General features: G+C 74.9%; 6 protein-coding genes and 1 pseudogene. 3 read left to right on the top strand and 4 right to left on the bottom strand.

The window, feature by feature from the left end:
- Positions 1 to 415: 415 nt before the first annotated feature.
- Positions 416 to 2,230 (bottom strand): annotated as a pseudogene (locus ABZ885_RS28225) (nitrate- and nitrite sensing domain-containing protein); the annotation flags it as partial.
- A gap of 510 nt (positions 2,231 to 2,740) precedes the next feature.
- On the opposite strand from ABZ885_RS28225, the gene ABZ885_RS28220 reads away from it, so the two are divergent.
- The 3 genes from ABZ885_RS28220 (at position 2,741) to ABZ885_RS28210 (ending at position 7,707) form a co-directional block, all read left to right on the top strand.
- On the top strand, positions 2,741 to 4,588 hold the full coding sequence (locus ABZ885_RS28220; RefSeq protein ID WP_360194376.1) for a long-chain fatty acid--CoA ligase: 1,848 nt from the start codon (positions 2,741 to 2,743) through the stop codon (positions 4,586 to 4,588).
- Between the two features lie 298 nt (positions 4,589 to 4,886).
- Positions 4,887 to 6,062, top strand: coding sequence for a polysaccharide deacetylase family protein (locus ABZ885_RS28215; protein ID WP_360194375.1), 1,176 nt, complete (start codon positions 4,887 to 4,889; stop codon positions 6,060 to 6,062).
- 766 nt (positions 6,063 to 6,828) lie between these two features.
- Positions 6,829 to 7,707, top strand: a complete 879-nt coding sequence (locus tag ABZ885_RS28210) for a nitroreductase/quinone reductase family protein (protein ID WP_360194373.1) — start codon at positions 6,829 to 6,831, stop codon at positions 7,705 to 7,707.
- A 133-nt stretch (positions 7,708 to 7,840) separates the two neighbouring features.
- On the opposite strand, the gene ABZ885_RS28205 is transcribed toward ABZ885_RS28210, so the two are convergent.
- From ABZ885_RS28205 to ABZ885_RS28195, 3 genes are all read right to left on the bottom strand, one after another.
- A complete protein-coding gene (locus ABZ885_RS28205; RefSeq protein WP_360194379.1) occupies positions 7,841 to 8,620 on the bottom strand; it encodes an SGNH/GDSL hydrolase family protein in 780 nt (259 codons plus the stop codon).
- Between the two features lie 199 nt (positions 8,621 to 8,819).
- Positions 8,820 to 9,575, bottom strand: coding sequence for a hypothetical protein (locus ABZ885_RS28200; protein ID WP_360194370.1), 756 nt, complete (start codon positions 9,573 to 9,575; stop codon positions 8,820 to 8,822).
- Positions 9,576 to 9,781: 206 nt separating this feature from the next.
- A partial coding sequence (locus ABZ885_RS28195) for a hypothetical protein (protein WP_360194367.1) occupies positions 9,782 to 10,734 on the bottom strand: 953 nt, incomplete at its 5' end.

The following is a 10,734-nucleotide window of genomic DNA, read 5'->3' as shown; positions in this document are numbered from 1 at the left end:
CGAGGAGATCATCGGCAGATGGTTCGCCCAGGGCGGCGGCCGCCGCGAGCGGACCGTGCTCGCCACCAAGGCGTACGCGCCGATGGGCGACTGGCGGTACGGACGGGCGCGGCCCGCCGGTCACCCGGTGGCGGCCGCCTTGGCCGGTGCCGGCGCCGCCGGTCCTGCGGCCGTCCGGAGCCGGCTCGGCCGCGCCGCCGCCGGGCCCGTCCGGGCCGGCCAGTGCCGGCACCGCGACCAGGTCGCGCTGTCCCTTCCGCCCGGACGCCGCCGGACGCCGCCCGGCACCTGCACCTGCGCCGGCACCGGCCGGCGGCGGTTCGGGCAGCCCGTCCGGCGCCTCCGCCAGCAGCTCACGCGGGATGAGCACGACCGCGGTCGTCCCCCCGTACGGCGAGGGCCGCAGGTGGACGCGGATGCCGTGCCGGCGGGCCAGCCGGCTGACCACGAACAGGCCCAGCCGGTCGGTGTCGGTGAGGTCGAACTCCTGCTCCACGGCGAGGCGTTCGTTGATCTCGGCGAGCGCCTGCTCGCTCAGCCCGAGGCCGCGGTCGTCGATCTCCAGCGCGAAGCCGTGCGCCACCACCTCGCCCTGGACGGTCACCTGGGTGTTGGGCGGGGAGAACACCGCGGCGTTCTCGACCAGCTCGGCCACCAGGTGGGTGACGTCCGCGACCGCGCTGCCCAGCAGCCCGGTGCCCGGGAACGGCCGGACGCCCACCCGGGCGTAGTCCTCCACCTCGCCCACGGCGGCGCGGACCACGTCCACCATCCGCACCGGCTTGCGCCAGGCCCGGCCCGGCGAGCCGCCGGCCAGGATGATCAGGCCCTCGGCGTGGCGGCGCATGCGGGTGGTGAGGTGGTCGACCTTGAAGAGGTCCTCCAGCTCCGCCGGGTCCTCGGTGCGGCGCTCCATGGTGTCCAGCAGAGTCAGCTGGCGGTGCAGCAGCACCTGGCTGCGCCGGGCCAGGTTGACGAAGACGGCGGAGACGCCGCGGCGCAGCTCGGCCTGTTCGACGGCGGCCTCGACGGCGGCGCGCTGCACGGCGTTGATCGCCCGGCCGACCTGTCCGACCTCGGCCGGGCCGAACTCGAGTTCCGGCGCCTCGGCCGCGACGTCCACGGCCTCGCCCTTGCGCAGGCGGAGCATCACCGAGGGGAGCCGGGTGCCGGCCAGCTCGTTGGCCGCGTTGCGCAGGCCGATCAGCTCACGGGCCAGGCCGCGGCCGATCCGGTAGGAGATGAGCACCGACAGCACGACGGCGACCAGGCCGATCGCACCGGCGATGCCGCCGCGCCAGAGCAGCCCGATCGCGTAGGCGTGCTCGCGGTCGCCGATCGTTGCGGCCAGGCGGGAGTTGATCGCCGCGAGGTCGCCCAGCGCCCGGTCGGCGGTCTCCCGCCAGGAGTCGCCGTTGATCGCCTGGACCACCCGGTCCGGGCCGCCCGCGCCGAGGAAGTCGGCCTCGGCCCGGGCCAGCGCCGCCCAGGCCTCGCCGCCGCGCAGCGCGATGTAGTCGGTCTGGTCGGCCGGTTCGAGCTCGGCGATGTAGACGGTGAACAGGGCCTGCTGGTTGTGCAGGGCGTCGAGCGCGGTCTGGTACTGCTCGGCGGTGGGCCGGCCGGGGGCGGTGCGCAGCCCCTCCATCGCCGCGTCCTCCTGCGCGAGGTACTCGCGGGCCCGCGCCAGCTCGATCAGAATCGTTCCCTGGCGGGGCAGTTGGCCGCTCTGGCGGGCGACGAAGGCGGACCGGAAGCCGAAGGTGGGCTTGATCAGGTCGCTGTACTGGCCGAGTGCGAACTCCCAGTTGAGCGCCGAGCGGTTGATCTGGCCGCGCAGCGGGAGAAGCTGGTCGGCGGCGGCGAGGATCTGCACGTAGCGGCCGCGCTGCGCGGCGTCGAGCTTGCCGCCGCCCTCGTCCTTCTTCTGCCGCAGCGCGGCGAGCCGCTGGTCGGTGACGGCCTGGGCGTGTTCGAAGGCGTCCCGGTTGGCCCGCGAGGCCGGGTCGGCCAGCCGTTTGACGGCGGCCCGGCGCTCGTTCTGCAGATCGTACGCGTACTGGTCGACCGGCGTGCCGAACTCCTTGTACGTACTGCTGACCTCGAGCTGACTCCAGACGTCTCCGGTGGTGGCGAGCGTCGCGTAGGCCCACAGGGCGGTGAGCGCGACGATGGGCACCAGGAGCAGCGCGATGATCTTCGCGCGGATCGAGCTGCTGCGCAGACGCATGGAGTCCTCGGTCGGGAAGTGCCAGGCGCGGACGGGGAGCGGTTCGAGCGGTTCGGTCGAGTGGCGGGAGCGGTCGGTCGGGACGGGTCGGTCGGAGCGGTTCCGGCGGGCGGGTGGCCGACAGACCGGTCGGGTCTGACCGTGGCCCCCGCCGCAGGTCTGCGAGAGCCTACTACGCCCTGACCATTCGTTCGAGGGTCGAACCCGCCCTCTCCACCCCCGGCCCCGATCACGTCAGGAGCACGTCAGATTCGCACGCGGATCACCACCGCAACCGTCCCCGGATCGTGTCCGGATCATCCCGGACGCCCCGGATTCACCCGGCTCGGCACCCGTTCACCGCCTCCCCCGGTGCGGCACTCCCCCAACGGGCATGTGCCGATCTCGTCGCGTCACGGTCACACCCCTGGGCAGTGACAGAGCAATCCGATAGTTTCGCTCCACCTGCCCGACCGGTCAGCGCGCTCCGCCGATCCGGCCGCCCGTACGGGCCCGGCAGGCAGGGCCGCAATGGGGATCGGGGGCAAGGTGCGCGAGTTCAGCTCCCCCGCCCCGGCCGGCCCCCCGGTCAGCGGCGGACTGGCCGACTCGCTCTACGACACCGCCGACCGCACGCCCGGGCTGGTCCAGTCGGCCCGCCGGGACGACTCCGGCGAGCAGTGGCACGAGGTCACCGCGGCCGCCTTCCGGGACGAGGTGCTGGCGCTCGCCAAGGGCCTGCTCACCCGCGGCGTCCGGTACGGCGACCGGGTCGCCCTGATGTCCCGCACCCGCTACGAGTGGACGCTGTTCGACTACGCACTCTGGTCGATCGGCGCGATCCCCGTCCCGGTCTACCCGACGGCGGCGGCCGAACAGGTCCGCTGGATCCTCGCCGAGACCCAGGCGGTGGCCTGCCTGGTCGAGGACGAGGACCACGCCATGACCGTCGGCGCGGTCTGCGACGCACTGCCGGACCTCACCGGGATCTGGCAGCTCGACCGGGGCTGCGTCGCCGCGATCACCGAGGACGGCCGCGGGGTGCCGGACTCGCTCGTCCACCGCCAGCGGCTCGGCGTCACGGCGGAGAACGTCGCCACCGTCGTCTACACCTCGGGCACCACCGGCCGGCCCAAGGGCTGCCTGCTCACCCACGCCAACCTGGCCGCCGCCGCCGACGCCCTGCTCGACGGCTGGGGCGAGATCTTCCGGGACACCGGCGGCGGCCAGCCCTCCACCCTGCTGTTCCTCCCGCTCGCGCACGTCTACGGCCGGATGGTGCAGGTGGCGGCGGTCCGCGCCGGCTTCCGGATCGGGCACATCCCCGAGGTCTCCACCGAAGCGCTGCTGCCCGCGCTGGCCTCCTACCGGCCGACCTTCCTGCACGTCGTCCCCTACGTCTTCGAGAAGGTCTTCCAGGCCGCCCGGCGGGCCGCCGAGGAGGCCGGGCGCGGCGAACTCTTCGAACAGGCCCGGCAGGTGGCGGTCGAGTGGGCCGCCGCCCGCGAACAGCGCGCGCTCGGCCACGGCCCCGGTCCCGGCCCCGGACTGCGGCTGCGCCACCTCGCGTACGAGCGGACCGTCTACCCGCGACTGCGGGCGGCGCTCGGCGGCCGGGTGCGCGGGGTGATGTGCGGCGGCTCCTCGCTCAACCGGGAGCTCGGGCTGTTCTTCGCCGGCCTCGGCCTCCAGCTGTACGAGGGCTACGGCCTCACCGAGACCTCCGCCGCGATCACCGCGAACCCAGCCGGGCGGCAGAAGATCGGCACGGTCGGCCGGCCGGTGCCCGGCGCCACGGTGGCCATCGCCGACGACGGCGAGGTCTGGGTGCGCGGCCAGGGCGTCTTCGGCGGCTACCTCAACCATCCGCGCTGCACCGCCGAGGCGCTGTACGACGGCTGGTTCGGCACCGGCGACCTGGGCAACCTGGACGAGGACGGCTATCTCACCATCACCGGCCGCAAGAAGGACCTGATCGTCACAAGCAGCGGCAAGAACCTCGCCCCCGGCGCCCTGGAGGAGCGGGTCCAGACGCATCCGCTGGTCTCCCAGTGCCTGGTGGTCGGCGACGACCGCCCGTACGTGGCCGCGCTGATCACGCTGGACCCGCCGGCACTGGCGCACTGGCTGAAGTCGCACGGGCGCGAGCAGGCGGACCCGTGGGCGGTGCTCGGCGACGAGGAGCTGCACGCCGAGATCCAGCGGGCGGTGGCCGCCGCCAACACCGCCGTGTCGCGGGCCGAGTCGATCCGCGCGTTCCGGCTGCTGCCACGGGAGTTCGGCATGGACCAGGGGCTGCTCACGCCCTCGCTGAAACTGCGGCGGTCCGCGATCACGGAGTACTACGCGCAGGACATCGAGGAGCTGTACGCGCCCTGACGGTGCGTCTTGTCCCGTTGGCGGCGCGCCTGGTGGCCGCCGGGACGGCGGGACGGTCATCCGCGGTTCACCCGCCGCTCCCTTGACGATCCGAGTGGTCCAGTCCATTGTTCTGCCACGGTCGAAGTGCGGCACGCCGGCGGCTCCCGTCCCTCGGGGAGCGCTCCACCCCGTTCCACCCGCCCTCTCCCACGGGCGTGTTCCCCGCTGTCCCCTTCCCCCACGGCCCCCACGGCCCCCACGCAGGAGTCCTCAGTTGCCCACGTCCTCACGCCTGCCCACGTCCTCACGCCTGCCCATGTCTGCGCGCCTGCCCGCGTCGGCGCGCCTGCTCGCGCCGGCCGCTGCCGCGCTGCTCGCCGTCGGCGGCCTCGCCGCGCCGGCGTCCGCCTCGGCCGCGGCGTCCACTTCCGCTTCCGCTTTCGCTGCGACCGCCGGGGCGGCCGGGCCCGCCGTCAACCTGGCCACGAACTCCGGGTTCGAGATCCCCGCCTCCTCGCTGGCCGACTGGGGCAGCGTCCCCGGCTGGCACTGCACCGGCGGCCCGGCCGAGGCGGGCGTCACCACCGCCGCCCCGCACTCCGGGGGATCAGCCCTCGCCGTCACCCCGGCGGGCGACCACTCCGACGGCGAGTGCGCCCAGACCGTCTCCGTCCAGCCCGACACCACCTACACCGCCTCGGCCTGGGTCCGCGGCGCCTACGTCCACCTGGGCGCCACCGGGACCGGCCGCGACGTCGCCCCCGCCTGGACCGCGACCACCAACGGCGGCTGGCAGCAGCTGACCACCCGCTTCACCACCGGCCCGGCCACCCGCACCGTCCGGCTCTACGTCCACGGCTGGTACCAGCAGGGCCCGTTCGCCGTGGACGACGTCCGGGTGGACGGCCCGGCGCCCGCGCCCGCCACGGCCTCCGGCTCGGTCGCCACCGGCGACAAGGTCGTCTTCTTCACCGTGGACGACGGCTGGCAGCGCACCCCCGAGGCGGAGCGGTTCATCGCCGACCACGAGCTGCCGATCACCGCCTTCCCGCTGCCGATGCCGGCCGCCGCCGACCCGGGCTTCTTCCGGCGCGTCACCGCCGCCCCCGGTTCGTCCGTCCAGGACCACAGCGTCTCGCACGCCGACCTGACCAAGCTCTCCCCGGCCGAGCAGCAGGTCGAGATCTGCGACGCCCGGGACGCGCTGACCCGGACCTTCGGCACCGCGCCGGCCGTCTTCCGCCCGCCGTACTTCGCCTGGAACGCCGACACCCTGCAGGCCGCCGCCAACTGCGGCATCCGCACCGTCCTCACCGCGGACGCCGACTTCAGCTGGGGCGCGTCGAACATCTGGCACGAGGGCACCCTCGCGCCCGGCGACGTCGTGCTGATGCACTGGACCGACACCCTCGCCACCGACCTCCAGCGCGCCCTCGCCGCCGCCGAAGCGGCCGGACTCAAGCCCGCCGGCCTGGCCTCCTACCTGCACTGACCCGGCCGGGGCCGGGCCCGCCGCCGCTCCGGAGGGACCGGCGGGCCCGGCCCTCCGCGCGCCCGGACGGGCGGGGGTTCGAAGACAGACCCAGAGCCGCCCGAAGACCTGCTGCACCCACCCGTCGAGCCGTTCGCCGAACACCGCGGCCGAGGTGATGCCCTGCGCCGGGAGCGCCGCGACCTCGTCGCCGACCAGGCAGTCCACGTCCGCCCAGCCGCCCCGCCAGAGGACCACCAGCAGGACGGACTCCTCCGGTCCGTCGAGCTGGATGCCGACCGAGTCCGGGTCCGTGACCCGGGCCCGGTCCGTCTCGATCGGCTGCGGCCACGGGGCAAGCCCGTCCCGCCAGGTGACGGGACCGGCCACCAGGCCGACGGCCCGCCACCGGCCAAGCCGTGCGGTCAGCTCGGCGGCCGCGTCGTCCAGGTCCACGATGCGTTCCACAGCGTGATCATTCGTCACCTCCGCACCGCCGGCCACCCGTTTTCCGGTGATCCTGCTCGTTGACACGCGGCCCGGACGGATGCTGTCATGTCAGGCGTGCAGCGTGGCGCCGGCCAAAGAGAAGTGGGCCGGCCGGCAGCCGGGCGAGCACCTTTCCCAGAGGGACGATGCGCGATGAGCAACCACTCCGCTCCCCTTGTCTGACGTCAGCGGCCGCGGCGGTGCCCGCGCGCTCGCGTCGTCCTGATGCCTGCAGCGCCGGAAGCGGTGCGCCGCCGCGGCCTCCACTCCCCATGTGTCCGGAGAACCCCACAGGCGTATGCCCATGTCCTTCAACCAGACGATCATTGACGAGTTCCGTGCCAACGCCGGACGGGTCGGCGGCCCGTTCGCGGGCGGGGACCTGCTCCTGCTGACCACCGCCGGCGCCCGGTCCGGGCGCGACCACACCGTGCCGCTCGGCTACGTGCGCGCCGAGGGCCTGCTGCTGGTGGTCGCCTCGGCGGCCGGGGCACCCGACCACCCGCAGTGGTACCGCAATCTGCTCGCCCGGCCGGTGGTGCGGGTGGAGCTCGGAACGGAGGTGTTCGAGGCGGTCGCGGTGCCGGCCGAGGGCGCCCGGCGGGACCGGCTGTTCGAGGCCGTGGTGCGGGTGGCCCCCGGCTACGGCGACTACCAGGCCCACACCACGCGCCTGCTGCCGGTGGTGGTCCTGACGCGGCCCGAGGCCGAGCCGCGCGTGGTGACCAGCCTCGCGGACAAGCTGCTGGAGGTGCACACCTGGCTGCGCGCCCAACTGCGGCACGTCCGGGCGGAGACCGAGGCGCACTTCGCCGCCGGGCCGGCCGGCGACGGCCGGGCGCCGGGCCTCGGACTGCAGATCCGCCGGCACTGCCTCGCGCTCTGCGAGGGGCTGACACATCATCACACCGGTGAGGACGCCGCGATCTTCCCGGCCCTGGCCCGCAGTCACCCGCACCTGCGGGAGACGCTCGAACGGCTGGGCGGGCAGCACCGCGCGATCGGCCGGATCAAGGACGAGCTGGCCGGGCTGCTCACCGGCATCCCGGTCGCCGAGCCGGAACGGTTCCGGTCCGAGCTGGCCCGGCTCTCGGCCGAGCTGGAGGCCCATCTCGCCCACGAGGAGCGGGAGCTGCTGCCGGTGCTCGCCGGCATCCCGTTCCCGCCCCGGCGGTAGCACCGCCCGGCGCCAGGACGCCCCGCGGCAGGGCGCCGCCGCGGTGGAACGCCGCACCCGCCGGTCCCCCCGCCGCGAACGCAGCGCGGGGACCGGCGGGCACCCGGCGCCGGGCGGGCCGGCGCCGGCGGGGCTACGCCTGCGCGGAGAACACCGGGAGGTAGCCGCCCGACTGGCCGGAGGCCTTCGGGTGGTAGCTCTCCTCGATGGGCAGGGTGGTGCTGTTCAGCCAGGTGGTGCTGGAGCCGCAGATCTCGTGCTCGGTGAAGATGCTGCGGACGTCGCCGAAGGCGAAGCCCGCATTGGCGGCACGCTTGGCGATGACGCCGTCCAGGACGTCGGCCGCGCTGTTGATGGCCGAGCGCTTGGTGTCGCCGATGCCGAAGATGCAGCTGCCGCCGATCTTGTAGAGGTGGGGGTAGCCCAGCACGACCACGCGGGCGTTGGGGGCCTTGGCGTGGATCGCCGCGTACACCTGGTCGAGCTGGCCGGGCAGGGTGTTGTTGGCGTAGTTCTTCGCGGTGGCGACGGCGTTGAGGCAGGCGCTCTCGGAGTCCAGCACGCAGGTCTGCATGGTGCTGGCGAAGCCCGCGTCGTTGCCGCCGATGCTGATGGAGACGAGCGTGGTACCGGAGTTCAGCACCGAGAGCTGGTTGTTGAGCACGTCACCGGTTCTCGCACCGGAGCAGGCGACGAAGGAGAAGGACGACGGGGCGTGGGCGTTCTTCCAGAGGTAGGCGTAGGCGTTGGTGCTCCGCTTGCAACTGCCGCTCTCGCTCGTGTAGCTGCCGGCACCGAGGCCGGAGGCGTAGGAGTCGCCCAGGGCGGCGTAGTTGACGCCGGCCGCATGGGCGGGCGAGGCGGTGACGATGGGGGCCAGGGTCAGGAGGGCCGCGAGGGCGGCCACGGACATGGAGCGGGTGGGGCGCAGCATGACACCTCCAACGAGTGACGTGCGTCACAGATGTGATACCAGGCAGTAGGTATCACGGGAAGCGGTCATGCCAAGACAATTGACGGTCGGTCTGACAACTGCGGGGTGAACTGCCCTGCGGGCGGTGGAATGTGCGCTGGTCAGGCGCCGGCGGCGCGGCCGGCTGCGCCCACGCGCCTCACTCGCCCGGCGTACCGCCGGGCACCCGGCCGGGCGTACGGCCGGGCCTATGACCGGGCGTATGGCCGGGCGTATGGCCGGGCGTATGGCCGGGCGTATGGCCGGAGACAGCGCCGGGCGCACCGCCCGGGAGGCCGGCGCCGGGGTGGACCGGGCCGGGGAAGACTTCGCAGCCTTCGACCGGGAGTTCCTCGATGGTCTCGTTGGCGGCGGCGGGCACGCCGAGCCGGAGGACGCCGGCCGCCACCGCCGCGCGCGCCTGCCGCAGGCCGGGCGCGCCCCAGCCGAGCAGCTCGACCGCGAGGCCGGGCGCGACCAGCAGCCGCCGGTAGTGCCGCCCGGAGGCCGGGTCCGGTGCGCTGGGGCCGACGGCCCGCAGCGCCGCGGCCATCCGGACCCGAGCGCACTCGTGGCCGCCGTTCGCCGAACCCACCCGGTCGTAGAGGTAGCCGAGGTAGTGCGGCGTGCCGATCAGCGCCTGGGCCTCCTCGGCCGCCTCGCGGGCCAGGGCGGACCCCGGGTCGCCCTCGTCCTCGGGCTCCAGCGAGCCGCCGGGCAGCGAGACGATGCCGTCCCGGGGGTTGACCAGGGTCAGCACCCGGCCGTCGGGCGCGAACAGCCAGCCCCAGGACTGCTTCACCGGCAGCCCGGCGGGCACGTGCTCGCCGGGTCGCCACGGCCAGCCCGCGGTGGGACGCCGTCGCACCTTGCCGAGCAGCTCGGCGATCTCCGCGCTGTACTCGATCCGGCTCATGCGTCCCCCCTTTCGGTGTCGGGCTCGCCGGACCGGCGGTGCGCGGGGAGGACCTGCGGTGCGCGGTTCAGGGCGGAGCGGCGGAGACGGCGGCGTGGGGCACCGCCGGCCTCTGCTGTTGATCTTCCCCGAAATCTTCCCCGAACAGGCGGTCGATGAACAGTCCCCAGCGCCGCATGGTGGACACGGGGGCCTGAAGCACCTGGTCAGCCCAGGGGCCCGCCCCCCTCCGGCTCCGGGAGGTCCGGCAGGACGAACCCCGGCCGCGGGACGGCACCCGGCGGGAAGGGCAGGCCCCGGCCGGCGTCGTCGGCGAGCGCGTCGGACACCTCCCGGCCGGACATCGGCCGCAGCCGTCCGTCCGCCAGCGCCCAGCCGCGCACCACCTGGCCGCCCGGCACCGCGGGGTCGCCGTGCAGCAGCAGCGCGCCCGCGCCGCCGGCGGCCGCGCCCGCCGCCAGCGTGACGCAGAACGCCTCCGTCTCCCGGCCGCCGTCGGACAGCCGGCCGGCCACGCTCCGAACCTCGGCCGCGGCGGTGAGCTCCTCGCCGTCCTCCGGCCCGTGGCAGCGCAGGGTCAGCAGGTGGCGCCCCTCGCCGGCGCCCTCGGCCAGCGCCAGGTAGACCGCGGTGACGTACCGCATGACCGCGACCAGCCGGGGTTGCCCGGCCGGGCCCTCCCCGACCGCCGTCAGCAGCACGCCGCAGGCGATGGTGATCCGCACCCGGGCCCGGTGGTCGTCGGCCAGCAGCGGCAGCAGCCCGGCCAGCCGCTCGCCCGCGTAGACGAAGGGCTCGCCGGCCAGCTCCGGGTCGGCCGCGAACGCGACCCGCGCGGCCGCGCCCGCCGGATCGAAGCCGTAGGCCTTGCAGTAGTCCTCGTAGTCGGCCGGTTCGAGCACCCGCAGGTGCACCTCCACCCCCTCCGCACACAGGGCCCTGAGCTGGGACTCCGTCCGGCGCAGGTACTCCCGGAAGGCGAGCCGGCCGAACAGGCCGTGGCGGGCCAGCCCGGCGAAGTCGGCCGCCCGGACGGCCAGCGCGACGGCCACCGGCAGCGGCGGCGGCGCGCCGCGCGAACGGCCCCGCTGCCGCGCCCGGGCACCCGGCCCGCCCGGTGCACCGGGGCCGCGCCGGCCCGCGCCGCCCGCGCCTCCTC

This window comes from Kitasatospora sp. NPDC047058 (genome assembly GCF_040643935.1).
Lineage (GTDB): Bacteria > Actinomycetota > Actinomycetes > Streptomycetales > Streptomycetaceae > Kitasatospora.
Note: the sequence above shows the minus strand (reverse complement) of the source record. Positions and strands in the feature narration are given on the sequence as shown.

Coding starts and splice junctions, on each gene's coding strand:
- ABZ885_RS28220 (WP_360194376.1), top strand. CDS start 2,741: ATGGGGATCGGGGGCAAGGTGCGCGAGTTCAGCTCCCCCGCCCCGGCC.
- ABZ885_RS28210 (WP_360194373.1), top strand. CDS start 6,829: ATGCCCATGTCCTTCAACCAGACGATCATTGACGAGTTCCGTGCCAAC.
- ABZ885_RS28200 (WP_360194370.1), bottom strand. CDS start 9,575: ATGAGCCGGATCGAGTACAGCGCGGAGATCGCCGAGCTGCTCGGCAAG.
- ABZ885_RS28215 (WP_360194375.1), top strand. CDS start 4,887: ATGTCTGCGCGCCTGCCCGCGTCGGCGCGCCTGCTCGCGCCGGCCGCT.
- ABZ885_RS28205 (WP_360194379.1), bottom strand. CDS start 8,620: ATGTCCGTGGCCGCCCTCGCGGCCCTCCTGACCCTGGCCCCCATCGTC.